This window comes from Pseudomonas sp. YH-1 (assembly GCF_051990045.1).
GTDB lineage: Bacteria > Pseudomonadota > Gammaproteobacteria > Pseudomonadales > Pseudomonadaceae > Pseudomonas > Pseudomonas nicosulfuronedens.
Genome location: NZ_CP178184.1, coordinates 5,199,764 through 5,225,896 on the forward strand (window position 1 = coordinate 5,199,764; position 26,133 = coordinate 5,225,896).

Here is a 26,133-nt window from a genome sequence, read left to right on the forward strand (position 1 = left end):
CGCTGTGACCTGAAACGACGAATAACCCGGAACGAGTTATTCGCCCTACGGCCCAGCGCAAAAGGCTTTTCGTAGGAGCGAGCTTGCTCGCGAACCGGGCCCCGCCGCGAAGCGGTTCGCGAGCAAGCTCGCTCCTACAGGTCCTGCCACCGCGTCAGACTACTTGAAGTCCCACTGCATCTGAGCCGGGATGCTGACATCCCGCGAGGACTGCACGCACACGTCCACGTAGTCGGTGAAGCGCGGCGGCGCGGCGATACCTTCGTCGAGCAGGCGCTGGTTGTCGAACAGGTAGTTGAGGTCGGCGAAACCGCTGTACAGACGCAGCGCACGCAGCACCAGACGCGGGTTGGCCTTGCCGATACGGCTCTCGAAACTGCCGGCCAGCTCGCGCAGATCCTCCGAACTGACCTTGCGATAACGCTGGCCAACTGGCGCTTCGCCTCGGGCATCGGCATACGCCTGGTCGATTTCGCCAAAGGTGCAGGCGGAACCGTGGCCGGCGGAGATGTGGTAGAGGCTGTGGTTGAGCGTCGGCTTGAGTGCCAGCGCCACCAACGCTTCGGCGCAGTAGTCCACGGGGATCACGTCGATCTGCTCATCCAGGCTGCAGGTGAAGCTCTCCAGGGCAAAGCCCATGCGGAACACCCAGAAGATACTCCCCGAGGCGCGGCAACCCAGTTCACGATGCCCGACCACGATGGATGGCCGCGCCACCACCAGGGGCAGCGACGGCAGTTCCTCGCGCATACGCCGCTCGATCTCGGCCTTGGAGGCGGTGTAGTCCACCAGTTGCTCTTCACTGTCCGGGAAATCCCACGACTCGCGCACTGGCGACTCTCGCTGTGGCCCGCAGCACATGGCCGTGCCCACATGCAGGAAGCGCTTGAGATTGCGCGACTGGCTGAGCAATTTGGCGAAGGCGAAGGTGCCTTCGACGTTCACCGGCCAGATGCTCGGGTTCTTCGAGAACGAGGCCACCGCCGCGCAATTGATCACCTGCTCCACACGCATCAGACGGGCGCGCTCGCCGTGCATCCAGACAGTGTCGAGCAGGTCGCCGCAGAGGATCTGGCTTTCCTGAAGGCTCTCCAGCTCAGTCTCTGGCACGCAGTGAAGACGCAGGTTGTCGCGCAGCCGCTCCAGGCCCTGCTCAGGGAATTCTGCTCGGACCAGGAACAGCAACGCCGGACCGTGGCCGTCTGCGATCAGGTGGGCGGCAACGGAGCCGCCGAGGAAACCGGTGGCACCCGTCAGCAGCAGGCTTTGCGTAGAGCCGGGAGCGAATCGAGTGGTGGGAGGGGCAATACGATCAGCGTAGTGGGGATTCATGGCAGCCTTCGGCCTGTCCTCTGGAAACGGGGCGCCGACTTTAGGGAGCCGGCGCGGGCGAGAATAGGAAGGCAGCCTTAAGAGCCGCTTAGGGCAATAGGAATGTGACGATATTCTCCACGGCGCTTCGCAGATGCTGCTCGTGGGTCAGCCCGGACACCTTGAGCGGCTTGAGGTCGTGGTCGGCAGCCGCCAGCCAGCGCAACTGGATCGCAGGCGACAGCGAGTAACCCTCCACCGTGGGTCGATCACCCAGCGCATCACGCTCGCCCTGCACTATCAGGCTCGGCGTCCTCAACTCGGCGAGGTGAGCGACGCGTGGCTTCTCAGGTTTGCCGGCGGCATAGAACGGGTAGCCAAGACAGACCAGCGCATCGGCGCCCAGTTCGTCCGCCAGCAGGCTCGCCATTCGCCCACCCATGGACTTGCCGCCAATCGCCAGCTTGCCCGACACCTCGGCGCGAACCTGCGCGTAAACCTGCCGCCAGCACTCGAGCAACTGCTTCTGCGGGTTCGGCGGACGCCGCTTTCCGTCCGCGCGACGCATAGCCATATAGGGGAACTCGAAGCGCACCACCGAGATACCTCTATCGGCCAGGCGCAAGGCCATGTCGTCCATGAACGGACTGTCCATCGGCGCCCCTGCGCCATGCGCCAGAACCAGCGTCGCTGACAGTTCGCGCCGTGCCGGGTTCCGCAGCAGCGACAAAGGACCGCAGGCGCCCGCGACAGAGGTCTCAGGTGCCAATTGATCCGAATCAATATTCCGGGAAGTGCCTTTATCCATCCTTCACTCCGCTAATTCCGAATTAGTACCTATCCCAAGGGGGAGGGGCGGCATACGCCGTAAGCCGTAAAAAACCTTGCCGGGATGGGCATAGCCCATAACCGTGGATGGAAGCCCATAAATGAGCACAACCAATCAGACCGCTTATAACTATAAGGTGGTCCGCCAGTTCGCCATTATGACAGTGGTGTGGGGGATCGTCGGCATGGCCGTCGGTGTCCTGATCGCCGCGCAACTGGTGTGGCCGGACCTTAACCTCGGCTTACCGTGGACGAGCTTCGGCCGCCTGCGTCCGCTGCACACCAATGCGGTGATCTTCGCCTTCGGCGGCTGCGCACTGTTCGCCACCAGCTACTACTCGGTGCAGCGCACCTGCCAGACCCGCCTGTTCGCAGGCCCGCTCGCTTCCTTCACCTTCTGGGGTTGGCAGCTGGTGATCCTGCTGGCTGCCATCACCCTGCCGCTGGGCATGACCTCCTCCAAGGAGTACGCCGAGCTGGAATGGCCGATCGACATCCTGATCACCATCGTCTGGGTCTCCTATGCCATCGTCTTCTTTGGCACGCTGATGAAGCGCAAGACCAAGCACATCTATGTGGGCAACTGGTTCTTCGGCGGCTTCATCCTGACCGTGGCCATCCTGCACGTGGTCAACAACCTGGAAATCCCGGTCAGCCTGACCAAGTCCTACTCGCTGTACTCGGGCGCAACCGACGCCATGATCCAGTGGTGGTACGGCCACAACGCCGTGGGCTTCTTCCTGACCGCCGGTTTCCTGGGGATGATGTACTACTTCGTACCCAAGCAGGCCGAGCGTCCGGTCTACTCCTACCGCCTGTCCATCGTGCACTTCTGGGCGCTGATCGCCGTCTACATCTGGGCCGGTCCGCACCACCTGCACTACACCGCGCTGCCGGACTGGGCGCAGTCCCTGGGCATGGTGATGTCCCTGATCCTGCTGGCTCCGAGCTGGGGCGGCATGATCAACGGCATGATGACCCTCTCGGGCGCCTGGCATAAGCTGCGCACCGACCCGATCCTGCGCTTCCTGGTGGTCTCCCTGGCCTTCTACGGCATGTCCACCTTCGAGGGCCCGATGATGGCCATCAAGACCGTCAACGCGCTTTCGCACTACACCGACTGGACCATCGGCCACGTACACGCCGGCGCTCTGGGCTGGGTCGCCATGGTATCCATCGGTTCGCTCTACCACATGATCCCGAAAGTCTTCGGTCGCGAGCAGATGCACAGCGTAGGCCTGATCAACACCCACTTCTGGCTGGCCACCATCGGTACCGTTCTGTACATCGCCTCCATGTGGGTCAACGGCATCACCCAGGGCCTGATGTGGCGCGCAGTGAACTCCGACGGCACCCTCACCTACTCCTTCGTCGAAGCCCTGGCCGCCGGCCATCCCGGCTTCATCGTGCGGATGATCGGCGGTGCCATCTTCCTGCTGGGCATGCTGGTCATGGCCTACAACGTCTGGCGCACCGTAGCGGCCGCCAAGCCGGCTGAAATGCAAGCCGCGGCGCAGATGGCCTGAGGAGACCGACATGAAACACGAAGTACTCGAGAAAAACGTCGGCCTGCTGGCCATCTGCATGGCGGTTGCCGTGAGCATCGGTGGCCTGACCCAGATCGTTCCGCTGTTCTTCCAGGACGTCACCAACACCCCGGTGGAGGGCATGAAACCCTACACCGCCCTGCAACTGGAAGGCCGTGATGTGTACATCCGCGAAGGCTGCGTAGGCTGCCACTCGCAGATGATCCGTCCGTTCCGCGCCGAGACCGAGCGCTACGGCCACTACTCCGTCGCCGGAGAAAGCGTCTGGGACCACCCGTTCCTGTGGGGTTCCAAACGTACCGGCCCGGACCTGGCCCGTGTCGGCGGCCGCTACTCGGACGACTGGCACCGCGCGCACCTCTACAACCCGCGCAACGTGGTGCCGGAATCGAAGATGCCCGCCTACCCCTGGCTGGTCGAGAACAAGCTCGATGGCAAGGACACGGCAAAGAAACTGGAAGTGATGCGTGTCATGGGCGTGCCCTACACGGACGACGACATCGCTGGCGCCAGCGACGCCGTCAAAGGCAAGACCGAAATGGACGCGGTCGTCGCGTACCTGCAGGTCCTCGGCACCTCCATCAAGAACAAGCGGTGACAGCATGGATATCGGGACCATTCGCGGCCTCGGCACCGTCATCGTGATGGTGGCCTTCGTCGGCGTACTGCTCTGGGCTTACGGCGGCAAACGCAAGGAGCGCTTCGACGAAGACGCGCTACTGCCTTTCGCGGATGACCCGGCAGCCAAGCGTCACGCTGAGCAAGAGCAAGCTTCTAGGAGCAACAACGCATGACTACCTTCTGGAGTCTGTACATCACCGTTCTAACAGTCGGCTCGCTGATCGCCCTGCTGTGGCTGGTATTCGCCACCCGCAGCGGGCAATCGTCGAACACCACCGACCAGACCATGGGCCACGCCTTCGACGGCATCGAGGAATACGACAACCCGCTGCCCAAGTGGTGGTTCCTGCTGTTCGTCGGCACCATCGTGTTCGCCGCCGGCTACCTGGTCCTCTATCCGGGCCTGGGCAACTGGAAAGGCATCCTGCCGGGCTACGACGGCGGCTGGACCCAGGACAAGCAATGGGAACGTGAAGAGGCCCTGGCCAAGGAAAAATACGGCCCGATCTTCGCCAAATACGCTGCCATGCCCGTGGAAGAAGTAGCGAAAGACCCGCAAGCCATGAAAATGGGCGAGCGCCTCTTCGCCACCTACTGCTCCATCTGCCACGGCTCGGACGCCAAGGGTGCCGTCGGCTTCCCCAACCTGACCGACAGCGACTGGCGCTGGGGCGGCACCGCCCAGGACATCCAGGCCACCATCCTCGGTGGTCGCCACGCCGCCATGCCGGCCTGGGGTGAAGTGCTGGGCGACAAGGGCGTGCAGGACGTCGCCGCCTTCGTCACCGCCAATCTGGACGGCCGCAAGCTGCCCGAAGGCGTGACCGCCGAGAACGTGGACAACGGCAGCAAGCTGTTCGCCACCACCTGCGTCGCCTGTCACGGCCCGGAAGGCAAGGGCAACCCGATCATGGGCGCGCCTGACCTGACCCACCCGGCCGCGTTCATCTACGGCTCCAGCTACGCGCAACTGCAGCAGACCATCCGTCACGGCCGCCAGGGCCAGATGCCAGCGCAGGAGCAATACCTGGGTAAAGACAAGGTGCACATCCTCGCCGCTTACATCTACAACATTTCCGGCCAGGCGAAGTAAACTCCCCGCCCCAACTCGCGCCCACTAAAACGGGCGCGAGTTTCTTACCTCCGCAATATCGCGACGAAGTGTCGCACCCTCTCTATCTCCTTTCTTCACACCCTCCCCGTTCGCGTCTAAGCTGGATTCCATTCGCAAACCTGCAATACGACTAACCTGACCCACTTCCCAGGTTGGTGCGAGCGAGCCGAAACGATCGGTAAGCGGCGGCGCAAAGCGCTCCAAAGCAGGCGTCAAACCGGCATCGCGCCACGGCCCGGCGCGTTGCAATGGCCACCTGCTTTCTCCATACTTGCCGCCGTTTTTTTGACCATAAAATCCAAAAACCGTGGAACCTTAGAATGAGCACAGCAATCAGTCCGACTGCTTATAACTATAAGGTCGTCCGCCAGTTCGCCATCATGACGGTGGTCTGGGGGATACTTGGAATGGGGGTCGGTGTTTACATCGCCTCACAGTTGGTTTGGCCCCAGTTGAACCTGGACCTTCCCTGGACCAGTTTCGGGCGCCTGCGTCCGCTGCACACCAACCTGGTGATCTTCGCCTTCGGCGGCTGTGCTCTCTTTGCAACTTCCTACTACGTCGTACAGCGCACCTGCCAGACCCGCCTGGTCTCTGACAGCCTCGCGGCCTTCACCTTCTGGGGTTGGCAAGCGGTAATCGTGCTGGCCGGCATCACCCTGCCGCTGGGCTACACCTCCTCCAAGGAGTACGCCGAGCTGGAATGGCCGATCGACATCCTGCTGGCCATCGTCTGGGTCACCTACGCACTGGTGTTCTTCGGCACCGTGATGAAGCGCAAGACCAAGCACATCTACGTGGGCAACTGGTTCTACGGTGCGTTCATCCTCGTTACCGCCATGCTGCACATCGTCAACAGCGCGGAACTGCCGGTCACCTGGTTCAAGTCCTACTCGGTCTACGCCGGCGCCACCGACGCGATGATCCAGTGGTGGTACGGCCACAACGCCGTGGGCTTCTTCCTGACCACCGGCTTCCTCGGCATGATGTACTACTTCGTACCCAAGCAGGCCGAGCGTCCGATCTACTCCTATCGCCTGTCCATCGTGCACTTCTGGGCGCTGATCACCCTGTACATCTGGGCCGGCCCGCACCACCTGCACTACACCGCTCTGCCGGACTGGGCCCAGTCGCTGGGCATGGTGATGTCCCTGATTCTGCTGGCTCCGAGCTGGGGTGGCATGATCAACGGCATGATGACCCTGTCGGGCGCCTGGCATAAGCTGCGCACCGACCCGATCCTGCGCTTCCTGGTGGTCTCCCTCGCCTTCTACGGCATGTCCACCTTCGAAGGCCCGATGATGGCGATCAAGACCGTCAACTCCCTGTCGCACTACACCGACTGGACCATCGGCCACGTACACGCCGGCGCTCTGGGCTGGGTTGCGATGATCTCCATCGGCTCCCTGTACCACCTGATTCCGAAGGTCTTCGGCCGCGAGCAGATGCACAGCGTGGGCCTGATCAACGCCCACTTCTGGCTGGCCACCATCGGTACCGTGCTGTACATCGCCTCCATGTGGGTCAACGGCATCACCCAGGGCCTGATGTGGCGTGCGATCAACGCCGACGGCACCCTCACCTACTCCTTCGTGGAAGCCCTGCAGGCCAGCCACCCGGGCTTCATCGTCCGTGCACTGGGCGGCGCCTTCTTCGCCTCCGGCATGCTGCTGATGGCCTACAACACCTTCCGTACTGTGCGCGGTTTCAAACAGGCTGATGCCGATGCCGCTGCCCAGATCCCCGCTGTAGGAGCTCACTGATGAAGCACGAAGTAGTCGAGAAGAATATCGGCCTTCTGGCCTTCTTCATGGTCATTGCGGTGAGCATCGGCGGTCTGACCCAGATCGTTCCGCTGTTCTTCCAGGACGTCACCAACAAGCCGGTCGAAGGCATGAAGCCGCGCACCGCGCTGGAACTGGAAGGCCGTGACATCTACATCCGCGAAGGCTGCGTAGGCTGCCACTCGCAGATGGTCCGTCCGTTCCGCGCCGAGACCGAGCGCTACGGCCACTACTCCGTCGCCGGCGAAAGCGTCTGGGACCACCCGTTCCTGTGGGGCTCCAAGCGTACCGGTCCGGACCTGGCCCGCGTCGGCGGCCGCTACTCCGACGACTGGCACCGCGCGCACCTGTACAACCCGCGCAACGTAGTGCCGGAATCGAAGATGCCCTCCTACCCCTGGCTGGTGGAGAACAAGCTCGACGGCAAGGACACGGCGAAGAAAATGGAAGCCCTGCGTACGCTGGGCGTGCCTTACACCGACGAAGACATCGCCGGTGCCCGTGACGCCGTCAAAGGCAAGACCGAGATGGACGCTGTCGTCGCCTACCTGCAAGGCCTCGGCACCATCATCAAGAGCAAACGGTGACAGTGATGGATATCGGGACCATTCGCGGTATCGGCACTGTAGTAGTCATGGTCGCCTTCGTCGGCGTCCTGCTCTGGGCCTATGGCGGCAAACGCAAGGAGCGCTTCGACGAAGACGCCCTGCTGCCCTTCGCGGATGACCCGGTCGCCAAAAAGCACGTCGAGCAAGAGCAAGCTTCTAGGAGCAACAAAGAATGACAACCTTCTGGAGTCTGTACGTCACCGTACTTACCCTGGGCACCATCTTCGCCCTCGCGTGGCTGCTGTTCGCCACCCGTCGCGGTCAGCGCAACGAAGCCACCGATGAAACCGTCGGCCATGCCTTCGACGGCATCGAGGAGTACGACAACCCGCTGCCGAAGTGGTGGTTCATGCTGTTCGTGGCCACCTTCATCTTCGCCCTCGCCTACCTGGCCCTGTACCCGGGCCTGGGCAACTGGAAGGGCCTGCTGCCGGGCTACCAGGACAAGGCCGAATTCGCCAACGGCGAAAAAGGCTGGACCGGTGTGCACCAGTGGGAAAAGGAAATGGCCAAGGCCGATGAGAAGTACGGCCCGCTGTACGCCAAGTTCGGCGCCATGCCGATCGAGGACGTGGCCAAGGACGAGCAGGCCCTGAAAATGGGTAACCGCCTGTTCGCTTCCAACTGCTCCGTCTGCCACGGCTCCGATGCCAAGGGTGCCCACGGCTTCCCGAACCTGACCGACGCCGACTGGCGCTGGGGTGGCGAGCCGAAAGACATCATCGCCACCATCGAAGGCGGTCGCCACGCGGCCATGCCGGCCTGGGGCGAAGTCATCGGCGATCAGGGCGTCCACGACGTCGCAGCATTCGTCACATCCAAGCTGGACGGCCGCAAGCTGCCCGAAGGCGTGACTGACGAACAGGTTGCCAACGGCCAGAAAGTCTTCGCGACCACTTGCGTGGCTTGCCACGGAGCGGAAGGCAAAGGCACCGCTGCCATGGGCGCACCGAACCTGACCCACCCGGCCGCGTTCATCTACGGCTCGAGCTTCGCTCAGCTGCAGCAGACCATCCGCTATGGCCGCCAGGGCCAGATGCCGGCTCAGCTGGAGCGTCTGGGCAAAGACCAGGTTCACCTGCTCGCTGCCTACGTGTACAGCCTGTCCCATGGCGAAGGCGAGAAGAGCGCCGAATAAGCCTCTCTTTCCTACACCCATAGCGACACCCAGCGGCGCCGGTTTCTACACCGGCGCCGCTCTATTTCTGGGTCCATAATTCCTTGCGCGACCAACTGTCGCACGGTTGCAACACCCACCACGCCGTATCATTGTTAGGCGTGCAAGCATATTTCTGACCCTCTCGGCATGTATCGACAGGGCGCCCTCCCGCTGCCGTGGAATGCACTGATGAGCAAACAAATTCCGGTCCAGGACGTCACTCCGCCCACCAAGGGCAAGGGTGAAAGCGTCGACCTTTATGCCTCCCGGGAAAAGATCTACACCCGAGCCTTTACCGGGTTCTTCCGCAACCTCCGCATGGCCGGGGGCGCCCTCCTCTTCCTCCTCTACTTCGGCACCGTGTGGCTGACCTGGAATGGTCGCCAGGCGGTTCTCTGGGACCTGCCCGAGCGCAAGTTCTACATCTTCGGCGCGACCTTCTGGCCGCAGGACTTCATCCTCCTCTCCGGCCTGCTGATCATCAGCGCGTTCGGCCTGTTCTTCATCACTGTGTTCGCCGGCCGAGTCTGGTGCGGCTACACCTGCCCGCAGAGCGTGTGGACCTGGATCTTCATGTGGTGCGAGAAGGTCACCGAGGGTGACCGCAACCAGCGCATGAAACTCGACAAGGCGCCCATGAGCGGCAACAAGCTGCTGCGCCGGTTCGCCAAGCACAGCCTCTGGTTGCTGATCGGCCTGGTCACCGGCCTGACCTTCGTCGGCTATTTCGCCCCGATCCGCGATCTGCTCAGCGATCTGGTCACCGGCCAGGCCGACGGCTGGGCCTACTTCTGGGTCGGATTCTTCACCCTCGCCACCTACGGCAACGCCGGCTGGCTGCGCGAGCAGGTGTGCATCTACATGTGCCCCTACGCGCGCTTCCAGAGCGTGATGTTCGACAAGGACACGTTGATCGTCTCCTACGACCCGCGTCGTGGAGAGGGCCGGGGCCCGCGCAAGAAAGGCGCCGACTACAAGGCCCAGGGGCTGGGCGACTGCATCGACTGCACCATGTGCGTCCAGGTGTGCCCGACCGGCATCGATATCCGTGATGGCCTGCAGATCGAGTGCATCGGCTGTGCCGCCTGCATCGACGCCTGCGACAGCATCATGGACAAGATGAACTACCCGCGCGGCCTGATCAGCTACACCACCGAGCACAACCTGTCCGGGCAGAAGACCCATCTGGTGCGTCCGCGCCTGATCGGCTATGCCATTGCACTGTGCATCATGATCGGCCTGCTGATCACCGCTATCTTCCTGCGCCCACTGGTGGGCTTCGATGTCAGCAAGGATCGCGTGCTCTACCGTGAAAACGCCGAGGGTCGCATCGAGAACGTGTACAGCCTGAAGGTCATGAACAAGGACCAGAAGGACCATACCTATGTGCTCAGCGCCAAGGGCATGGACGGCCTGATCCTGGAAGGCAAGAAGGAAATCTCGGTCGCGGCCGGTGACATCTTCACCATGCCGGTGGAACTGTCCATCGACCCGGAGAAGCTGCCCTCCACCACCAACGAGATCAGTTTCACCATCCAATCGGTAGACGACCCGTCGATCAGCAAGGAATCCGCCAGCCGCTTCATCGGCCCGCGTATTCGTTGAACCCAAGCTGAACGAATTGGCACCCCATGTTGCGCATGGGGTGCCAGTACCGACCGAAGCACGTAGAATTTGCCCGCCCCTTCACCGGGCAGCGCCCCTGGCGGCGCTGCCAGCGAGAGAAAAGAGACCATGCAATCGGCCATGAAGACACCCGTGGAACCCTGGTACAAGCACCTCTGGCCGTGGATCATCATCGCCATGCTGGCCACCTCGATCTTCCTCAGCCTCACGATGGTCAACATCGCCGTGAACAACCAGGACTCCCTGGTCAGCGACAACTATTACGAGGCTGGCAAGGGCATCAACCGCTCCCTCGACCGCGAGCACCTCGCCCAGGAACTCAAGCTGCGCGCCAAGATCAGCTTCGACGAGCTGACTGGCGAAGTGGACCTGCGCCTCACTGGCAACAGCCGCCCTGCCACGCTCACCCTCAACCTGCTCTCCCCTACCCTGGAGTCCCAGGACAAGCATCTGGAGCTGCGCGCTGCCCCTGCCGAGCCAGGCCGTTACACCGCCAGCCTGGACGCCGCCGTGAAGGGTCGCCGCTTCGTTGAGCTGCTCGGCGAGGAGAACGGCAAGACCTGGCGTCTGTTCGAGGAAGAGAAGGTCGCCCCGGGCGGTTCCTTCGACCTCGGCGACGAGCCCCTCAGCGGAGATGAAGCCGAGCGCCCATGAGCGCCCCGCTGCTCTGTTACCACTGCGCGCTGCCGGTTCCACCCGGCAGCCGCTTCGTTGCGCCCGTCCTGGGCGAATCCCGCGAATTCTGCTGCCCCGGCTGCCAGGCCGTGGCCGAAGCCATCGTCGCCGGCGGCCTGGAAGGCTATTACCGCCACCGCACCGAAGCCGCGCCCAACCCGGATGCCCTGCCCGAACAGCTCGCCGATGAGCTGAAGCTGTTCGACCGCCCCGACGTGCAGCAGCCCTTCGTCCAGCACCAGGGCGAACTGGCCGAGACCACGCTGATCATGGAAGGCATCAGCTGCGCCGCCTGCGGCTGGCTGATCGAAAAGCATCTGAAGGGCCTGCCTGCCGTCACCGAGGCCGGCCTCAACCTGTCCAACCACCGCCTGCACGTGCGCTGGTCCGACAGCGATCTGCCGCTGAGCGAACTGCTCGCCGAGCTGCGCAAGATCGGCTACGCCGCCCATCCCTTCCAGCCCGACCGCGCTGCCGAGCAGCTGCACCAGGAAAATCGAAAGTCCCTGCGCCAGCTGGGCGTCGCCGGCCTGCTGTGGTTCCAGGCGATGATGGCGACCATGGCCACCTGGCCGGAATTCAACATCGACCTGAGCCCCGAACTGCACGAGATCCTGCGCTGGGTGGCGATGTTCCTCACCACACCCATCGTCTTCTACTCCTGCCAGCCGTTCTTCCGTGGCGCCATACGCGACCTGCGCACCCGCCACCTGACCATGGATGTCTCGGTCTCCCTGGCCATCGGCGGCGCCTATCTGGCCGGCATCTGGACCGCCATTACCGGCCATGGCGATCTGTACTTCGACGCCGTGGGCATGTTCGCCCTGTTCCTGCTCGCCGGCCGCTACCTCGAACGCCGCGCCCGCGAACGAACCGCCGCAGCGACCGCACAACTGGTCAACCTGCTGCCCGCGTCCTGCCTGCGCCTGGACGACAGCGGCCAGAGCAGCCGCGTACTGCTCAGCGAACTGAACATCGGCGACCGCGTGCTTGTGCAACCCGGCGCCGTAGTTCCCGCCGACGGTCTGATTCTCGAAGGTCAGTCCAGCGTCGACGAGTCCCTGCTCACCGGCGAATACCTGCCGCAACCGCGCCAGAGCGGCGACAGCGTCACCGGCGGCACCCTGAATGTCGAAGGCCCGCTGACCGTGCAGGTCAAGGCGCTGGGCGGTGACAGTCGCCTGTCCGCCATCGTCCGCCTGCTCGAACGCGCCCAGTCGGATAAACCGCGCCTCGCCGAGCTCGCCGACAAGGCCGCGCAGTGGTTCCTCATTGCCCTGCTGGTGCTCGCTGCCTTGGTCGGCCTGTTCTGGTGGCAACACGACGCCTCCCGCGCCTTCTGGGTGGTCCTGGCGATGCTGGTGGCAACATGCCCATGCGCGCTGTCCCTGGCCACGCCGACCGCACTGACCGCCGCCACCGGTAGCCTGCACAAGCTCGGCCTGCTGGTAACCCGCGGCCACGTGCTGGAGGGCCTGAACCATATCGACACGGTGATCTTCGACAAGACCGGCACTCTCACTGAAGGCCGCCTGACGCTGCGTGCAGTCCGGCCGCTGGGCGCGCTGGACAGCGATGCCTGCCTGGCCCTCGCCGCCGCTCTGGAGAACCGCTCCGAACACCCCATCGCCCGCGCCTTCGGCCGCGCACCGCAACCGGCGGAAAACGTTGAGAGCCATCCCGGCCTGGGCCTGGAAGGCCGCGTTGGCGAGCACCGCCTGCGGATCGGCGAGCCGTCCTTCGTCTGCGTCCTGGGCGGCAGCGAAGCGCCACAGCATCCGCAGGAGCCCGGACAGTGGCTGCTGCTGGGTGATGAAAGCGGCCCCCTCGCCTGGCTGGTGCTGGACGACCGCATCCGCGAGGATGCTGCCGACCTCCTCGATGCCTGTCGCGCCCGAGGCTGGCGCACCTTGTTGCTCTCCGGCGACAGTTCACCCATGGTCGGCCGCGTCGCCGCCGAGCTGGGCATCGACGACTGCCGCGGCGGCCTGCGCCCGGACGACAAGCTGGAAGTCCTCCGTCAGCTGCACCAACAAGGCCACCGCGTGCTGATGCTGGGTGACGGCGTGAATGACGTTCCCGTGCTGGCCGCCGCCGACATCAGCGTCGCCATGGGTTCGGCCACGGACCTCGCCAAGACCAGCGCCGACGCTGTGCTGCTGTCCAACCGCCTGGACAGCGTGGTGCAGGCCTTCGGCCTGGCCCGGCGCACGCGCCGGGTAATCATCGAGAATCTGATCTGGGCGGGGCTGTACAATGGGCTGATGTTGCCCTTCGCCGCCCTGGGCTGGATCACGCCCGTGTGGGCTGCGGTGGGCATGTCGATCAGTTCGCTGACCGTGGTGCTCAACGCCCTGCGCCTGACCCGGCTGCCAAAGGGCGCCGGCGCCCCGCCAGCAACCACCGCCCTGCCCGCCGCCCCACAAGCGGCACAAGCGCTGCCACGGAGTTGAAATGCCCGCTCTCTACATCATGATTCCGGTCGCGGTGGTGATCGTCGGCATCTGCATCGCGATCTTCTTCTGGGCAGTGAACAGCGGCCAGTACGACGACATGGACGGGCCCGCCCACAGCATCCTGTTCGACGACGAAGACCCCAAGCACCAGGCCGGCATCGACGAAGCCGAGGGTGACGACGCGCGCACCAGCCAGAAGCAGGACAAGCGCGATGCCTGATCTGGCGCCGCTACTGGCGTCGGCGCTGATCCTCGGCCTGCTTGGCGGCGGTCACTGCCTGGGCATGTGCGGCGGCCTGATGGGCGCACTGACCATGGCCATTCCACCGGAGCAGCGCGCCCGCCGCCTGCGCCTGCTGCTGGCCTACAACCTCGGACGCATCCTCAGCTACGCCTGCGCCGGCCTGCTGCTCGGCATCGCCGGCTGGGCTGTGGCGCGTACGCCCTTCGCTTCGGCGCTGCGGGTGATCGCCGGCCTGCTGCTGATCGCCATGGGCCTGTACCTGGCCGGCTGGTGGAGCGGCCTGACCCGCATCGAAGCCCTGGGCCGCGGTCTGTGGAAGCACATCCAGCCCTTCGCCAGCCGCCTGCTGCCGGTCGCCACGGTGCCGCGCGCACTGCTGCTGGGCGCGCTCTGGGGCTGGCTGCCCTGCGGGCTGGTCTATAGCACCCTGCTCTGGGCCACCAGCCAGGGTTCGGCGGTGGACAGCGCGCTGCTGATGCTCGCCTTCGGCCTGGGCACCTGGCCGGTACTGCTCGCCACGGGGCTCGCCGCCGAGCGCATCACCGCCCTGCTGCGCAAGCGCAGCGTACGCATGGCCGGCGGCATCCTGGTGATCCTCTTCGGCCTTTGGACCCTGCCTGGCCCGCACCAGGCCTGGATCATGGGCCACGATATGCACGCCAGTGCCGCGCAAGCACACCATAAAGCCGCTTGATACAGGTCAACAGGCCTCTGTCGGACTCTCCCTAGACTGCGCAGGAAAAGCTCGCCACCGGGGAACATCGGCATGCTCGACAATATTCGCTGGGACGCAGATCTGATACGCCGATACGATCTGTCCGGCCCGCGCTACACCTCCTATCCCACAGCCGTGCAGTTCCACGAAGGAGTCGGACCCTTCGACCTGCTGCACGCGCTGCGCGATAGCCAGAAGGCGCAACGGCCGCTCTCGCTCTACGTGCACGTCCCGTTCTGCGCGAACATCTGTTACTACTGCGCCTGCAACAAGGTCATCACCAAGGATCGTGGCCGCAGCGCCCCCTACCTCGCCCGTCTCATCCACGAAATCGAGATCGTCAGCCGTCACCTGGGCCGCCAGCAGCCAGTCGAGCAACTGCATTTCGGCGGAGGTACCCCGACCTTCCTGAGCCCTGGCCAGCTACGCGAACTGATGGCGCAACTGCGCACTCACTTCCATTTCGTCGAGGGCGACTTCGGCGACTACGGTATCGAGATCGACCCGCGCGAGGCCGACTGGTCGACCATGGGCCTGCTCCGCGAGCTGGGCTTCAACCGCGCCAGCATCGGCGTGCAGGACTTCAACCTGGAAGTGCAGCAGGCGATCAACCGCCTGCAGAGCCTCGACGAGACCCGCGCCATCATCGACGCGGCGCGCACGCTGCAATTCCGCTCGATCAACATCGACCTGATCTACGGCCTGCCCCGGCAGACCCCGGACACCTTCGCCCGCACCGTCGAGCAGGTCATCGCTCTGCAGCCCAACCGGTTGTCCGTGTTCAACTACGCGCACCTCCCCGAGCGCTTTCCACCCCAGCGGCGGATCAAGGCCGAGGACCTGCCCTCCCCCGGACAGAAGCTGGAGATGCTGCAACGCACCACCGAGCAACTGGAAGCCGCCGGGTACCGCTACATCGGCATGGACCACTTCGCCCTGCCGGACGACGAGCTGGCGATGGCCCAGGAAGACGGCACCCTGCAGCGCAACTTCCAGGGCTACACCACCCACGGTCACTGCGACCTGGTCGGCCTTGGGGTGTCCTCGATCAGCCAGATCGGCGACCTCTACTGCCAGAACAGCAATGACATCGCGGACTACCAGAACACCCTCGACCAGGGCCAGCTCGCCACCCGGCGCGGCCTGCACTGCAACAAGGACGACCTGATCCGCCGCGCGGTGATCCAGCAGCTGATCTGCCACTTCCAGCTGGACTTCGAGGACATCGAGGATCTCTACAACATCGACTTCCGCGGCTACTTCGCGGAAATCTGGGACGACCTCGAACGCTTCGCCCGAGACGGCCTGATCACCCTCGGCCCACGCGGTATCGACGTCAGCGCTTCCGGCCGGTTGCTGGTGCGCTCGCTGTGCATGCTGTTCGACCGTTACCTGCCGATGCAGAACCTGCAACGCTTCTCGCGGGTCATCTGACCCGCAGGTTCCCCTCCGCACGACCGACGGTACAGGGCCAACTGTCGCACCCTTTGCTACAGGATATGTCCCTGGTCCCCGAGTGTAGAAACAGCCCTGAACCGGTACTTTTCGAAAGGATTCGAGACCGCTACAACCCCTACGAAACCCTCATCCCCATCGCTGGAAGCAGCGATTCAGACAGGTCGCCAACTGGCGCGCGACTTGCGGTCTGCGGTACCCTTGGTTTTTGTGTGCCATCCCACTCAAGGAACACTCATGGCCGAAACCATCAAAGTGCGCGCCCTGCCCCAGGCGCACTGCAAGGATTGCAGCCTGGCTCCCCTCTGCCTGCCCCTGTCGCTGAACCACAGCGACATGGACGCCCTCGATGAAATCGTCAAACGAGGCCGACCGCTGAAGAAAGGCGAATTCCTGTTCCGCCAGGGCGATGCCTTCGGCTCCGTCTTCGCCGTGCGCTCGGGCGCGCTGAAGACCTTCAGCATCACCGACGGCGGCGAAGAGCAGATCACCGGCTTCCACCTGCCCAGCGAGCTGGTCGGTCTGTCCGGCATGGACACCGAGAGCTACCCGGTTTCGGCCCAGGCCCTGGAAACCACCTCGGTCTGCGAGATTCCCTTCGAACGCCTGGACGAGCTGTCCGAGCAACTGCCGCAACTGCGCCGCCAGCTGCTGCGAGTGATGAGCCGCGAGATCCGCGATGACCAGCAGATGATGATGCTGCTGTCGAAGAAGACCGCCGACGAGCGCATCGCCACCTTCCTGGTAAACCTCTCCGCGCGCTTCCGCGCCCGTGGCTTCTCCGCCCAGCAATTCCGCCTGGCCATGTCGCGCAACGAGATCGGCAACTACCTGGGCCTGGCGGTGGAAACCGTCTCCCGCGTGTTCACCCGTTTCCAGCAGAACGGCCTGATCGCCGCCGAAGGCAAGGAAGTGCACATCCTCGACTCCATCGAGCTGTGCGCGCTGGCGGGCGGCCAGCTGGAAAGCTGACAGACACGAAAGCTGACCAACAGGTTGACTTTCCGGTCATCGAAAACGGGCTCGCCACACGGCGGGCCCGTTATACTTTGGCCTCTGCAAAAACTGCATCAGGTGCACATCCAGCATGATCCTCAACCAACTCGACCTGAAGTCCGTGATCCGTGCCGTTCCCGACTTTCCCAAGCCCGGCGTCATGTTCCGCGACATCACCCCGCTGTTCCAGTCGCCGCGAGCCCTGCGTTTCGTCGCCGACAGCTTCATCCAGCGCTATGTCGAGGCCGATTTCACCCACATTGGCGCCATGGATGCGCGCGGCTTCCTGATCGGTTCGATCATCGCCTACGAGCTGAACAAGCCCCTGGTGCTGTTCCGCAAGCGCGGCAAGCTGCCGGCCGACGTGCTGGCCCAGGCCTACGAGACCGAGTACGGCGAAGCCCTGCTGGAAGTCCACGCCGACAGCCTGTGCGAGGGTGACAGCGTGCTGATCTTCGATGACCTGATCGCCACCGGCGGTACCCTGCTGGCTGCAGCCCAATTGGTGCGCCGCATGGGCGCCAGCGTATTCGAGGCTGCCGCAATCATCGACCTGCCGGAGCTGGGCGGTTCGACCAAGCTCAATGACGCACAGATCCCCACTTACAGCCTGACTGCCTTCGCCCTCGACGAAGCCTGATCGGCGCTGTTCCAGACAACGGGCGCTGCGGCGCCCGTTTTCGTTTCCGGCGTTCGCGGCAACGCCCCATCCAATGACTGGTCGCCCCCCCTTTGGCCTGATCCGACCCAGGTACGGCCGGAAATGACCTGGCGATTGTCCGACAAGACTCCGAACATGACATCAACCGATGACACAGTCGAAGGTGGCATCGAGCACTAACGACAGGGCTTGCCGGGTCAGCGCACCTGCCGCGCACCGTTCGCCCGCACAACAACAAGGAGTTAGTCATGAACGCCAGCACCACGCCGATTCGCGCCAACTTCCCGGTCCGCCGCATGGATTTCAGCTTCAGTGAAACGCCGAAATACTGGTGGGACGGGCAGCCCTTCATGACCCACTTCATGAACAACCTGTCCTCGTTGTTCCCCTACGGCGAGAAGTTCTTCGTCGACAGCGTGCGCGCCGTGCGCGAGCGCATCCAGGACCCGCAACTGCAGAAGGACGTCAGCGCCTTCATCGGCCAGGAAGCCATGCACTCCAAGGAGCACGCGGCCTACAACGAGTACGCCGACGAGCACGGCATCGACCTGGAGACCCTGGAACTGCGCATCAAGGTGCTGCTCGAGTCCATCAGCAAGGTCACCACCAAGAAACACCAGCTGGCGATCACCTGCGCCCTGGAACACTTCACCGCGACCATGGCCGAGCAGTTGCTCAAGCGTGAAGACCTGAGCAGCCAGATGAAGTCGGACAAGATGTACAAGCTGTGGATGTGGCACGCCGTCGAGGAGAACGAGCACAAGGCGGTGGCCTACGACGTCTACCAGCAGGTCTATGGTGGCTACTTCACCCGTACCGCAGTGATGCTGCTGACCACCGGGATTTTCCTCGGCGTCATCGCCGGCTTCCAGATCAACCTGCTGCGCCGCGACGGCCAGCTGTTCAACTGGCGTAGCTGGAAACACGGCCTGGGCGTGCTGCTGCATCCCCGCCGCGGTTACTTCGTCAACCTGATCCGCCCGTGGCTGGACTACTTCCGACCCGGCTTCCATCCCTTCGACCACGACACCAAGGCGCTGGAATCCCGCTGGAAAGAGCAGTTGGACTTCGCCGGCTGAACCCCGCCAAACCTCGCTCAATTTCGGAAAACGCCAGGCATCGCCTGGCGTTTTTCATTTTTCACCGCGCGCCGCGACAACCAGTCACTACACTGAGCAGGGTTTCTGGAGCCCAATGGAACGCGCAGTTCAAGCAGAACCACGTCTCGAATTGCGAGCCAAGGAGGTTAGATGCCCGCCCAACCCCCCTCCCCGTGGAAGGTCCCGCTCGTCCGTGAGCTGGCCATCATCCTGCTGATCAAACTGGCCCTGTTGCTGGCCATCAAGGCCGTCTGGTTCGACCAACCCACCGTCCCTGCCGACGGCTCCCGCGTCACCAGCCAGCACCTGCTCGGCGACAACCGCCCGAGCGAAGCCGAGAAGGAGAGCGCCCGATGATTTCCGAAGCCGTGGTCGACCTGTCGCGCCTGCAGTTCGCGATGACCGCCATGTACCACTTCCTGTTCGTGCCGCTGACGCTTGGCCTGGCCTTCCTGCTGGCGATCATGGAGTCGGTCTACGTGATGACCGGCAAGCAGGTGTACAAGGACATGACCCAGTTCTGGGGCAAGCTGTTCGGCATCAACTTCGCGCTGGGGGTCACCACCGGGCTGACCATGGAGTTCCAGTTCGGTACCAACTGGGCTTATTACTCCCACTACGTCGGTGACATCTTTGGCGCGCCGCTGGCCATCGAAGGACTGATGGCGTTCTTCCTCGAGTCCACCTTCATCGGTCTGTTCTTCTTTGGCTGGGATCGGCTCTCGAAGGTCCAGCACCTGGCCGTCACCTGGCTGGTCGCGCTGGGCTCGAACCTGTCGGCGCTGTGGATCCTGATCGCCAACGGCTGGATGCAGAACCCGGTGGGCGCGGAGTTCAACTTCGAGACCATGCGTATGGAGCTGACCGACTTCGGCGCGCTGCTGTTCAACCCGGTAGCCCAGGTCAAGTTCGTCCACACCGTGGCCGCCGGTTATGTCACCGGCGCGATCTTCGTTCTCGCCATCTCCAGCTACTACCTGCTCAAGCGCCGCGACCAGGGCTTCGCTCGGCGCTCCTTCGCTATTGCTTCGGCCTTCGGCCTGGCGTCGATCCTTTCGGTAATCATCCTTGGCGACGAGTCGGGCTACGAGATCGGTGACGTGCAGAAGACCAAGCTGGCCGCCATCGAGGCCGAATGGGAAACCCACCCCGCTCCGGCCGGCTTCACCCTGATCGGCCTGCCCAACCAGGAGGAGCAGCGCACCGACTACGCGATCAAGATCCCCTATGTACTGGGCCTGATCGCCACCCGCTCGCTGGACAAGGAGGTCACCGGCATCAAGGACCTGCTGGTACAGCACGAGGCACGCATCCGCAACGGCATGGTCGCCTATTCGCTGCTGCAGAAGCTGCGTGGCGGCGACAAGTCCGAAGCCACCCTTTCCCAGTTCAACCAGGTAAAGAACGACCTCGGCTATGGCCTGCTCCTGAAGAAGTACACGCCTGACGTGGTGGACGCGAGCGAGGAGCAGATCCGCCTGGCCACCCTGGACACCATTCCCGATGTGTTCACCCTGTTCTTCAGCTTCCGCATCATGGTCGCTTGCGGCTTCCTCATGCTGGCTCTGTTCGCCTGTGCGTTCTATGCCTCGGCGCGCAAGAACGAAGAGCGCAAGCGCTGGCTGCTCAAGTGGGCACTGTGGAGCCTGCCGCTGCCCTGGCTCGCCGCGCAGACTGGCTGGTACGTCGCCGAGCACGGCCGACAGCCCTGGTCCATCGGTGAAGTGCTGCCGGTGCACCTGTCCGCCTCCAGTCTCAGCACGGGCGATGTATGGGGGTCGCTGCTGGCGCTGATCGCCTTCTACAGCCTGCTGCTGGTGGTGGAGATGTACCTGATGATCAAGTTTGCCCGCCTCGGCCCGTCCAGCCTGCACACCGGCCGCTACCACTTCGAGCAGGGCCATGCCGCCACCGGCACGGCCACGGCGTAAGGAGACGACCATGGACTACGAAACGCTGAAACTGACCTGGTGGGTGCTGATCGGCGTGCTGCTGATCGGCTTCGCCCTGACCGATGGCTTCGACATGGGCGCCATGGCGCTGATGCCCTTCGTGGCGAAGACCGACAGTGAACGCCGCGTGGCGATCAACACCATCGCCCCGCACTGGGACGGCAACCAGGTCTGGTTCATCACCGCCGGCGGTGCCCTCTTCGCCGCCTGGCCGATGGTCTACGCCACGGCCTTCTCCGGGTTGTACTGGGCGATGCTGCTGGTGCTCTTCGCCCTGTTCTGCCGCCCCGTCGGCTTCGACTACCGCAGCAAGCTGGAGAACCAGCGCTGGCGCAATGTCTGGGACTGGGCCCTGTTCGTCGGCGGCTTCGTCCCTGCGCTGGTATTCGGCGTAGCCTTCGGCAACCTGTTCCTGGGCCTGCCCTTCACCCTCGACGAGCTGATGCGACCGTCCTACCACGGCAGCTTCTTCGCTTTGCTCAACCCCTTCGCCCTGCTCGCCGGGGTGGTCAGCCTGAGTATGCTCTGCCTGCATGGCGGCGCCTGGCTGATGCTGCGCACCGACGGTGAACTGGCCGAGCGGGCGCGACGTGCAGCCCAACTGTGTGCACTGGTGTACCTGGTGAGCTTCATCGGCGCAGGGGTCTGGGTCAGCCTGGGCATGAACGGCTTCGCCCTGCTCTCGAGCATCGACGGCAATGCGGTCATGAACCCGCTGAACAAGGAGGTCGCGCTGTCCAACGCCGGCTGGTTGGCCAACTACCATGCTTATCCGGCGACCATCGCCGCCCCCATCGTCGGCATTCTCGGCGGCCTGCTGGCGCTGGCATCGGCCAGCGGCGGACGCGGCGGCCTGACCTTCCTGGGCAGCGCGCTGGCGATCATCGGCACCCTGTGTACAGCGGGCTTCGCACTGTTCCCCTTCATCTTCCCCTCCAGCGAGAACCCAGCGGCAAGCCTCACCGTGTGGGACGCGGTGTCCAGCCACAAGACCCTGGGCATCATGTTCGTCGTGGCCTGCATCTTCGTGCCGCTGATCCTCTGCTACACGCTGTGGGGCTACGTGAAGATGTGGGGCCGCCTGACCCGCAAGCACATCGAAGCCAACTCCCACGGCCTCTACTGAAGGAGCGACCGCATGTGGTATTTCACCTGGATTCTCGGCGTTCTGCTCGCCTGCAGCTTCGGCATCATCAACGCGCTGTGGCTGGAAACCACCCAGGACCTGGACAGTGACGACGACTGACGCCCCCTTGCTGCGCCATCCTGCCAGCCGCACGCTGTCGCTGCTGCTGGCGGCTCCCCTGGCGCTGGTCCTGCTGATCCACCCCGCCGCCATGCTCGACACCCAGGGCCGCTACAGCCACGGACTGCTGATGCTGGCGATGCTCGGCGTCAGCGCAGGCTTCGTGCATGGGGTCGGCTTCGACCCCCGCAGCCTGCCCTGGCGCTGGCTGTTCGGGCCGCTGTGCGGCTGGAGCTTGATGGCGCTGGGCTACGCCCTGCTGCTGAAGGCACAACTGGGCCTGTAGCGGCGGGCTCAACCCTCGGAACGACGCGGCAGGTCATCCACCGTGTCGAACCAGGACAACTGCGACGAGCACCACACATGGCACTGCGGCTTGATCAGCTCCGGCTCGTCCAGGGTCACGGTGTTGAGCCCCACCGTCTCGCCATCGCGCACACGGAACTCCATGGGCGTGCCGCACTTCACGCAGAAGCGGCGCTCACCCTCTTCGCTCGAACGCCACATCCCCAGCTCGCCAGTGATGTAAGCGAAGCCCGTCAGCGGAATCACGGCCCAGGGCACCGCTGGCGCGGCATTGGATTTCTGGCAGAGGCGGCAATGGCAATAGCCGGTCTCTTCCGGCTCGGCATCCACCCGGTAGCGCACCGCGCCACAGGCGCAGCCGCCGAAAAGGGGCAAAGACAACATGGCAGGCCTCCACTGAGCGGCAGAAGCATCACAGCCTAGCCAGCATGCCGAAGGTCTGCAGCACCGCGACGCCGGTGAAGAGCAACAGGATTTGTCGCTCGGCCAGGGCGCAGACTTCCCCGCGCTGCTCCGGCGGACGCTCCAGGTAATCCAGCGACTGCTGGAACAATTGCCGGCTGATCAGCCGCGACAGCTGGTTCAGCTCGTTCTCGTCAATGTCCGGCAGCAGGTGAAACTGGCGAATGTCCTCGGCCATGTCCTCGCCGAACTCATCCATCACCCGCGCCAACGCCTCGCGCAACACCGGCGACGGCCCATGCAGTTCGCGCACGCCAATGATGAAAGCCTGCGGGTTGCCTTCCACGAAGTCGAAGAACAGCCGCACCGTCTCCCGTGTCACCCGCTGGCCGCGCTCCAGGTCCAGGCCGAAAGGCACGCTGGCCGTGCCCTCCCCCGGTTGTGCACGCTCGGCCGCTTCTCGGCGCAGGTCACGAAGCGGCTGGCGCAGTTGGGTGGCGATGTCGCGGATGATCGCCAGCCCCAGATCGTCCACATCGCCGAAGTGCCGGTAGAAGGTATTCGGGTTCAGCCCCGCTTCCCGCGCCAGTTCCCGCAGCCCCAGGCTGCTCAGGCTGCGCCGGCTGGCCGCCAGGCGCAGCGCCGCATCGATCAGCGCGCGCTTGCCGGCGGCTTCCGTTGGCCGTTCTTCCTGTCCGATTTCCATGAGTGTGTTACCCGGCCCCACCTAAGGTTGGTTGTTCCTGCGGTATACAGATGTCTACATTTCACCACGTAGACAGTTGTATACGCCAGCAATAATCATAACAGGAGCGTGGCCATGAGTACGGTTGTGAGTACCCAACCAAAGACTGCCCCCAGACACTGCAAGGTCGCCATCATCGGCACCGGGTTTTCCGGGCTGGGCATGGCGATACGCCTGAAGCAGGAAGGCGAGAACGACTTCCTGCTGTTCGAGAAGGATGCCGGCGTCGGTGGCACCTGGCGGGTCAACAACTACCCGGGCTGCGCCTGCGACGTGCAATCCCACGTCTACTCCTTCTCCTTCGAGCCGAACCCGGACTGGACGCGCATGTTCGCCCGCCAGCCGGAAATCCGCGCGTACCTGGAGAAGTGCTGGGCGAAGTACCGCCTGGAAGACAAGACGCTGCTCAACACCGAGATGGCGCGCTTCGAATGGAACGACGAACAGCAGCTCTGGCACCTGTTCGACGCCGCCGGTAACCATTACACCGCCAAGGCCGTGGTCTCCGGCATGGGCGCCCTGTCGATCCCGTCGATCCCGGCGCTCAAGGGCCTGGAGAACTTCCAGGGCAAGGCCTTCCACTCGCAGCAGTGGGACCATGACTACGACCTCAAGGGCAAGCGCGTGGCGGTGATCGGCACCGGCGCCTCGGCCATCCAGTTCGTCCCGGAAATCCAGCCGCTGGTGGCCAAGCTCGACCTCTACCAGCGCACCGCGCCGTGGATCCTGCCCAAGCCGGACCGCGCCATCAGCGAGAAGGAACGCGCGCGCTTCCGCCACTTCCCGGCGGTACAGAAACTCTGGCGCGGCGCGCTCTACAGCATGCTCGAAGGCCGCGTACTGGGCTTCACCTTCGCGCCCTGGGCGATGAAACTGGTGGGCAAACTGGCCGAGCGCTTCATCCGCCAGCAGGTGAAGGACCCGGACCTGCGCCGCAAGCTGACCCCGGACTACACCATCGGCTGCAAGCGCGTGCTCATGTCGCACAACTATTATCCAGCGCTGGCGTCTTCCAACGCCTCGGTGATCGTCGACGGCATCCGCGAGATCAAGGCCAGCAGCATCATCACCAGCGATGGCCGCGAGCGCCAGGTGGACGCCATCATCTTCGGCACCGGCTTCACCGCCAACGACCCGATCCCCCGCGGCGTGGTGTTCGGCAAGGGTGGCGTGGACCTGCTCGACACCTGGAAGAATGGCCCGGAAGCCTACAAGGGCACCATGACCCGTGGCTTCCCCAACCTGTTCTTCCTCATGGGCCCGAACACCGGCCTGGGCCACAACTCGATGGTCTACATGATCGAATCGCAGATCGCCTACGTGCTGGGCGCCATCAAGCTGATGGACCGCCGCGAGCTGCAGAGCGTCGAAGTGAAGCAGGAAGTGCAGGAGCGCTGGAACGAGAAGCTGCAGCGCGGCCTCAACCACAGCGTGTGGAACACTGGCGGCTGCAAGAGCTGGTACCTGCACCCCGTGAGCGGGCGCAACTGCACCCTGTGGCCAGGCTTCACCTGGCGCTTCCGGGCGCTGACCAGCCAGTTCGACCCCAGCGCCTATCATTTGAAGTCCAAGCCGCTGTCCAGCCCTGTCGTCCAACCCCAACGCCACGCAGAAGAGGTGCCGGCATGAAGAACTTCGAGAACAAGGTCGCCGCCATCACCGGCGCAGGCTCCGGCATCGGCCGCGCACTCGCCGTGGAGCTGGCCTCCCGTGGCTGCCACCTGGCCCTGGCGGACGTGAATGCCGCCGGCCTGGAAGAAACCCGCCAGCTGCTCTCCTCCACCGGCGTGCGCGTCTCCATCGATACGGTGAACGTCGCCGACCGCGAGCAGGTGCACGCCTGGGCCGACAAGGCCGCCCGCGAGCACGGCAAGGTCAACCTGGTGTTCAACAATGCCGGCGTCGCCCATGCCGGCACCGTGGAAGCCAGCGACTACGAAGAGTACGAGTGGATCACCAACATCAACTTCTGGGGCGTGGTCTACGGCACCAAGGCCTTCCTGCCGCACCTGAAGGCTTCCGGTGACGGCCACATCGTCAACGTATCCAGCGTGTTCGGCCTGTTCTCCCAGCCGGGGATGAGCGCCTACAACGCCACCAAGTTCGCCGTGCGCGGCTTCACCGAGTCGCTGCGCCAGGAACTGGACATGGAACGCGGCGGCGTCTCCGCCAGTTGCGTGCACCCCGGCGGGATCAAGACCAACATCGCCAAGACTGCGCGGATGAACGACAGCATGGTCAAGGTCACCGGGCAGAACGCGGAAGCTGCCCGCACCCAGTTCAACGACCAGCTGCTGCGCACCACCCCGCAGAAGGCCGCGCAGGTGATCATCCGCGGCGTGGAACGCGATTCGCGGCGCATCCTGATCGGTCCGGATGCCCACGCCATCGACGTGATGCTGCGCCTGCTGCCAGTCTGGTACCAGAAGGTGGTCACCGGCAGCATGAAGCTGGCCAAGCGCTTTGCGCCCAAACCCAAGCGCAAGCCGGGCGCGGAGGGTTACGAGGCCAAGTAACGCTCTGCCACAACGAGTCCCTTTTTCCCTGTCGGGCCGGCGCCCATCCCCCTTACCCCCGGATGG

General features: G+C 64.1%; 27 protein-coding genes and 1 pseudogene. 24 read left to right on the forward strand and 4 right to left on the reverse strand.

Annotated features, from left to right (window positions below; all coding sequences use genetic code 11):
- Positions 1-159: 159 nt before the first annotated feature.
- Entirely contained in the window at positions 160-1,332 is a 1,173-nt protein-coding gene (gene cprA, locus ACKI1H_RS23620; protein ID WP_440466554.1) for a cationic peptide resistance protein CprA, read from the reverse strand.
- An 88-nt stretch (positions 1,333-1,420) separates the two neighbouring features.
- On the reverse strand, positions 1,421-2,119 hold the full coding sequence (locus ACKI1H_RS23625) for an alpha/beta family hydrolase (RefSeq protein ID WP_440466555.1): 699 nt from the start codon (positions 2,117-2,119) through the stop codon (positions 1,421-1,423).
- Between the two features lie 121 nt (positions 2,120-2,240).
- Between ACKI1H_RS23625 and ccoN (ACKI1H_RS23630) the strand changes: the two genes are divergently transcribed.
- The 22 genes from ccoN (ACKI1H_RS23630) to ACKI1H_RS23735 all read left to right on the forward strand — a co-directional run bounded on the left by ccoN (ACKI1H_RS23630) (position 2,241) and on the right by ACKI1H_RS23735 (position 22,384).
- Complete coding sequence (gene ccoN / locus ACKI1H_RS23630) at positions 2,241-3,665, forward strand: cytochrome-c oxidase, cbb3-type subunit I (RefSeq protein WP_045209130.1); 1,425 nt, start codon at positions 2,241-2,243, stop codon at positions 3,663-3,665.
- A 10-nt stretch (positions 3,666-3,675) separates the two neighbouring features.
- A complete protein-coding gene (ccoO, locus tag ACKI1H_RS23635) occupies positions 3,676-4,284 on the forward strand; it encodes a cytochrome-c oxidase, cbb3-type subunit II (protein WP_138521667.1) in 609 nt (202 codons plus the stop codon).
- A gap of 4 nt (positions 4,285-4,288) precedes the next feature.
- On the forward strand, positions 4,289-4,480 hold the full coding sequence (locus ACKI1H_RS23640) for a CcoQ/FixQ family Cbb3-type cytochrome c oxidase assembly chaperone (protein WP_017516305.1): 192 nt from the start codon (positions 4,289-4,291) through the stop codon (positions 4,478-4,480).
- Positions 4,477-5,400, forward strand: coding sequence for a cytochrome-c oxidase, cbb3-type subunit III (gene ccoP / locus ACKI1H_RS23645; protein WP_138521671.1), 924 nt, complete (start codon positions 4,477-4,479; stop codon positions 5,398-5,400). The genes ACKI1H_RS23640 and ccoP (ACKI1H_RS23645) overlap by 4 nt, the downstream gene beginning before the upstream one ends.
- Before the next feature lie 341 nt (positions 5,401-5,741).
- Complete coding sequence (gene ccoN, locus ACKI1H_RS23650) at positions 5,742-7,184, forward strand: cytochrome-c oxidase, cbb3-type subunit I (RefSeq protein ID WP_045209126.1); 1,443 nt, start codon at positions 5,742-5,744, stop codon at positions 7,182-7,184.
- Positions 7,184-7,792, forward strand: a complete 609-nt coding sequence (ccoO, locus tag ACKI1H_RS23655) for a cytochrome-c oxidase, cbb3-type subunit II (protein ID WP_017516817.1) — start codon at positions 7,184-7,186, stop codon at positions 7,790-7,792. The genes ccoN (ACKI1H_RS23650) and ccoO (ACKI1H_RS23655) overlap by 1 nt, the downstream gene beginning before the upstream one ends.
- A gap of 5 nt (positions 7,793-7,797) precedes the next feature.
- A complete protein-coding gene (locus ACKI1H_RS23660; RefSeq protein WP_024763940.1) occupies positions 7,798-7,989 on the forward strand; it encodes a cbb3-type cytochrome oxidase subunit 3 in 192 nt (63 codons plus the stop codon).
- Positions 7,986-8,951 (forward strand): cytochrome-c oxidase, cbb3-type subunit III, encoded by a 966-nt coding sequence (gene ccoP, locus ACKI1H_RS23665; RefSeq protein WP_138521673.1) that lies wholly within the window; start codon positions 7,986-7,988, stop codon positions 8,949-8,951. The genes ACKI1H_RS23660 and ccoP (ACKI1H_RS23665) overlap by 4 nt, the downstream gene beginning before the upstream one ends.
- 210 nt (positions 8,952-9,161) lie before the next feature.
- Positions 9,162-10,577 carry a cytochrome c oxidase accessory protein CcoG gene (gene ccoG / locus ACKI1H_RS23670; protein WP_440466556.1) on the forward strand — a complete coding sequence of 472 codons (1,416 nt, stop codon included), beginning with the start codon at positions 9,162-9,164 and terminating at the stop codon, positions 10,575-10,577.
- Positions 10,578-10,706: 129 nt separating this feature from the next.
- On the forward strand, positions 10,707-11,252 hold the full coding sequence (locus tag ACKI1H_RS23675; RefSeq protein ID WP_138521677.1) for a FixH family protein: 546 nt from the start codon (positions 10,707-10,709) through the stop codon (positions 11,250-11,252).
- The gene (locus ACKI1H_RS23680) at positions 11,249-13,726 is read left to right on the forward strand and encodes a heavy metal translocating P-type ATPase (protein ID WP_440466557.1); all 2,478 of its coding nucleotides are present in this window, start codon (positions 11,249-11,251) and stop codon (positions 13,724-13,726) included. The genes ACKI1H_RS23675 and ACKI1H_RS23680 overlap by 4 nt, the downstream gene beginning before the upstream one ends.
- Before the next feature lies 1 nt (position 13,727).
- On the forward strand, positions 13,728-13,949 hold the full coding sequence (ccoS, locus tag ACKI1H_RS23685; RefSeq protein WP_138521681.1) for a cbb3-type cytochrome oxidase assembly protein CcoS: 222 nt from the start codon (positions 13,728-13,730) through the stop codon (positions 13,947-13,949).
- Positions 13,942-14,667: a sulfite exporter TauE/SafE family protein gene (locus ACKI1H_RS23690; RefSeq protein ID WP_440466558.1), complete on the forward strand. Its 726-nt coding sequence runs from the start codon at positions 13,942-13,944 to the stop codon at positions 14,665-14,667. The genes ccoS and ACKI1H_RS23690 overlap by 8 nt, the downstream gene beginning before the upstream one ends.
- A 72-nt stretch (positions 14,668-14,739) precedes the next feature.
- Positions 14,740-16,122 carry an oxygen-independent coproporphyrinogen III oxidase gene (gene hemN, locus ACKI1H_RS23695; protein ID WP_138521685.1) on the forward strand — a complete coding sequence of 461 codons (1,383 nt, stop codon included), beginning with the start codon at positions 14,740-14,742 and terminating at the stop codon, positions 16,120-16,122.
- Positions 16,123-16,380: 258 nt separating this feature from the next.
- Positions 16,381-17,115: a transcriptional regulator Anr gene (anr, locus tag ACKI1H_RS23700; RefSeq protein ID WP_024763934.1), complete on the forward strand. Its 735-nt coding sequence runs from the start codon at positions 16,381-16,383 to the stop codon at positions 17,113-17,115.
- Positions 17,116-17,230: 115 nt separating this feature from the next.
- Positions 17,231-17,779, forward strand: a complete 549-nt coding sequence (locus tag ACKI1H_RS23705) for an adenine phosphoribosyltransferase (protein WP_138521687.1) — start codon at positions 17,231-17,233, stop codon at positions 17,777-17,779.
- Between the two features lie 269 nt (positions 17,780-18,048).
- A complete protein-coding gene (locus tag ACKI1H_RS23710) occupies positions 18,049-18,879 on the forward strand; it encodes a metal-dependent hydrolase (RefSeq protein ID WP_138521689.1) in 831 nt (276 codons plus the stop codon).
- Positions 18,880-19,050: 171 nt separating this feature from the next.
- On the forward strand, positions 19,051-19,257 hold the full coding sequence (gene cydP, locus ACKI1H_RS23715) for a cytochrome oxidase putative small subunit CydP (RefSeq protein ID WP_440466559.1): 207 nt from the start codon (positions 19,051-19,053) through the stop codon (positions 19,255-19,257).
- The gene (locus ACKI1H_RS23720; RefSeq protein WP_440466560.1) at positions 19,254-20,831 is read left to right on the forward strand and encodes a cytochrome ubiquinol oxidase subunit I; all 1,578 of its coding nucleotides are present in this window, start codon (positions 19,254-19,256) and stop codon (positions 20,829-20,831) included. Before cydP ends, ACKI1H_RS23720 begins: the two co-directional genes overlap by 4 nt.
- A gap of 10 nt (positions 20,832-20,841) precedes the next feature.
- Positions 20,842-21,978 (forward strand): cytochrome d ubiquinol oxidase subunit II, encoded by a 1,137-nt coding sequence (gene cydB, locus ACKI1H_RS23725; RefSeq protein WP_440466561.1) that lies wholly within the window; start codon positions 20,842-20,844, stop codon positions 21,976-21,978.
- A 12-nt stretch (positions 21,979-21,990) separates the two neighbouring features.
- Positions 21,991-22,098: a cytochrome bd-I oxidase subunit CydX gene (gene cydX, locus ACKI1H_RS23730; protein WP_024763928.1), complete on the forward strand. Its 108-nt coding sequence runs from the start codon at positions 21,991-21,993 to the stop codon at positions 22,096-22,098.
- Positions 22,085-22,384 (forward strand): cyd operon YbgE family protein, encoded by a 300-nt coding sequence (locus ACKI1H_RS23735; protein ID WP_440466562.1) that lies wholly within the window; start codon positions 22,085-22,087, stop codon positions 22,382-22,384. The genes cydX and ACKI1H_RS23735 overlap by 14 nt, the downstream gene beginning before the upstream one ends.
- Before the next feature lie 8 nt (positions 22,385-22,392).
- On the opposite strand, the gene ACKI1H_RS23740 is transcribed toward ACKI1H_RS23735, so the two are convergent.
- Together ACKI1H_RS23740 and ACKI1H_RS23745 are read right to left on the reverse strand one after the other, a co-directional pair.
- A complete protein-coding gene (locus ACKI1H_RS23740; protein ID WP_440466563.1) occupies positions 22,393-22,788 on the reverse strand; it encodes a GFA family protein in 396 nt (131 codons plus the stop codon).
- A 28-nt stretch (positions 22,789-22,816) separates the two neighbouring features.
- The gene (locus ACKI1H_RS23745; RefSeq protein WP_440466564.1) at positions 22,817-23,512 is read right to left on the reverse strand and encodes a TetR family transcriptional regulator; all 696 of its coding nucleotides are present in this window, start codon (positions 23,510-23,512) and stop codon (positions 22,817-22,819) included.
- Between the two features lie 76 nt (positions 23,513-23,588).
- Here ACKI1H_RS23745 and ACKI1H_RS23750 point away from each other — a divergent pair.
- A pseudogene (locus ACKI1H_RS23750) lies at positions 23,589-25,180 on the forward strand (flavin-containing monooxygenase).
- Positions 25,177-26,067, forward strand: coding sequence for an SDR family NAD(P)-dependent oxidoreductase (locus tag ACKI1H_RS23755; RefSeq protein WP_138521705.1), 891 nt, complete (start codon positions 25,177-25,179; stop codon positions 26,065-26,067). The pseudogene ACKI1H_RS23750 and the gene ACKI1H_RS23755 overlap by 4 nt, the downstream one beginning before the upstream one ends.
- Positions 26,068-26,133: the final 66 nt, after the last annotated feature.

Excerpts from the sequence above, each read along its gene's own strand:
- cprA (WP_440466554.1), bottom strand. The coding sequence starts at position 1,332 with ATGAATCCCCACTACGCTGATCGTATTGCCCCTCCCACCACTCGATTC.
- ACKI1H_RS23625 (WP_440466555.1), bottom strand. The coding sequence starts at position 2,119 with ATGGATAAAGGCACTTCCCGGAATATTGATTCGGATCAATTGGCACCT.
- ccoN (WP_045209130.1), top strand. The coding sequence starts at position 2,241 with ATGAGCACAACCAATCAGACCGCTTATAACTATAAGGTGGTCCGCCAG.
- ccoO (WP_138521667.1), top strand. The coding sequence starts at position 3,676 with ATGAAACACGAAGTACTCGAGAAAAACGTCGGCCTGCTGGCCATCTGC.
- ACKI1H_RS23640 (WP_017516305.1), top strand. The coding sequence starts at position 4,289 with ATGGATATCGGGACCATTCGCGGCCTCGGCACCGTCATCGTGATGGTG.
- ccoP (WP_138521671.1), top strand. The coding sequence starts at position 4,477 with ATGACTACCTTCTGGAGTCTGTACATCACCGTTCTAACAGTCGGCTCG.
- ccoN (WP_045209126.1), top strand. The coding sequence starts at position 5,742 with ATGAGCACAGCAATCAGTCCGACTGCTTATAACTATAAGGTCGTCCGC.
- ccoO (WP_017516817.1), top strand. The coding sequence starts at position 7,184 with ATGAAGCACGAAGTAGTCGAGAAGAATATCGGCCTTCTGGCCTTCTTC.
- ACKI1H_RS23660 (WP_024763940.1), top strand. The coding sequence starts at position 7,798 with ATGGATATCGGGACCATTCGCGGTATCGGCACTGTAGTAGTCATGGTC.
- ccoP (WP_138521673.1), top strand. The coding sequence starts at position 7,986 with ATGACAACCTTCTGGAGTCTGTACGTCACCGTACTTACCCTGGGCACC.
- ccoG (WP_440466556.1), top strand. The coding sequence starts at position 9,162 with ATGAGCAAACAAATTCCGGTCCAGGACGTCACTCCGCCCACCAAGGGC.
- ACKI1H_RS23675 (WP_138521677.1), top strand. The coding sequence starts at position 10,707 with ATGCAATCGGCCATGAAGACACCCGTGGAACCCTGGTACAAGCACCTC.
- ACKI1H_RS23680 (WP_440466557.1), top strand. The coding sequence starts at position 11,249 with ATGAGCGCCCCGCTGCTCTGTTACCACTGCGCGCTGCCGGTTCCACCC.
- ccoS (WP_138521681.1), top strand. The coding sequence starts at position 13,728 with ATGCCCGCTCTCTACATCATGATTCCGGTCGCGGTGGTGATCGTCGGC.
- ACKI1H_RS23690 (WP_440466558.1), top strand. The coding sequence starts at position 13,942 with ATGCCTGATCTGGCGCCGCTACTGGCGTCGGCGCTGATCCTCGGCCTG.
- hemN (WP_138521685.1), top strand. The coding sequence starts at position 14,740 with ATGCTCGACAATATTCGCTGGGACGCAGATCTGATACGCCGATACGAT.
- anr (WP_024763934.1), top strand. The coding sequence starts at position 16,381 with ATGGCCGAAACCATCAAAGTGCGCGCCCTGCCCCAGGCGCACTGCAAG.
- ACKI1H_RS23705 (WP_138521687.1), top strand. The coding sequence starts at position 17,231 with ATGATCCTCAACCAACTCGACCTGAAGTCCGTGATCCGTGCCGTTCCC.
- ACKI1H_RS23710 (WP_138521689.1), top strand. The coding sequence starts at position 18,049 with ATGAACGCCAGCACCACGCCGATTCGCGCCAACTTCCCGGTCCGCCGC.
- cydP (WP_440466559.1), top strand. The coding sequence starts at position 19,051 with ATGCCCGCCCAACCCCCCTCCCCGTGGAAGGTCCCGCTCGTCCGTGAG.
- ACKI1H_RS23720 (WP_440466560.1), top strand. The coding sequence starts at position 19,254 with ATGATTTCCGAAGCCGTGGTCGACCTGTCGCGCCTGCAGTTCGCGATG.
- cydB (WP_440466561.1), top strand. The coding sequence starts at position 20,842 with ATGGACTACGAAACGCTGAAACTGACCTGGTGGGTGCTGATCGGCGTG.
- cydX (WP_024763928.1), top strand. The coding sequence starts at position 21,991 with ATGTGGTATTTCACCTGGATTCTCGGCGTTCTGCTCGCCTGCAGCTTC.
- ACKI1H_RS23740 (WP_440466563.1), bottom strand. The coding sequence starts at position 22,788 with ATGTTGTCTTTGCCCCTTTTCGGCGGCTGCGCCTGTGGCGCGGTGCGC.
- ACKI1H_RS23745 (WP_440466564.1), bottom strand. The coding sequence starts at position 23,512 with ATGGAAATCGGACAGGAAGAACGGCCAACGGAAGCCGCCGGCAAGCGC.
- ACKI1H_RS23755 (WP_138521705.1), top strand. The coding sequence starts at position 25,177 with ATGAAGAACTTCGAGAACAAGGTCGCCGCCATCACCGGCGCAGGCTCC.